1 protein-coding gene is annotated in these 264 nt (G+C 72.3%); it reads right to left on the bottom strand.

Annotated elements, in window-relative coordinates; genetic code table 11:
* Window positions 1-264: condensation domain-containing protein (locus tag ACLFKU_RS44605; protein ID WP_410853502.1), on the bottom strand; the 264-nt coding region annotated here is incomplete at both ends.

Raw genomic sequence — 264 nt, 5'->3', positions numbered from 1 at the left:
TGCAGCGCTGCGCCAGCGCCAGCGGGGCATGCTCGTGGGTGAGCAGCTCCGCCAGCCGCGCGTGGGTGCGACGCACACTCTCCCCGACCCCGGTTCCATCCACATCGAGCCGCACCGGCAGCGTGTTGATGAACAGGCCCATCGCCCGGTCCGCGCCGCTGCCACCATGCATGCGCCCGAACAGCACCGTGCCGAACACCACCTGCTCGCGCCCGCTGCTGCGCGCCACCACCTGCGCCCACGCCAGATGGCACAGGCTGGCCA

The organism is Paraburkholderia sp. EG304, from assembly GCF_046543485.1.
GTDB classification, from domain to species: domain Bacteria; phylum Pseudomonadota; class Gammaproteobacteria; order Burkholderiales; family Burkholderiaceae; genus Paraburkholderia; species Paraburkholderia youngii.
The sequence above is the reverse complement of the archived record's forward strand: the minus strand, read 5'-3'. Positions and strand labels throughout refer to the sequence as shown.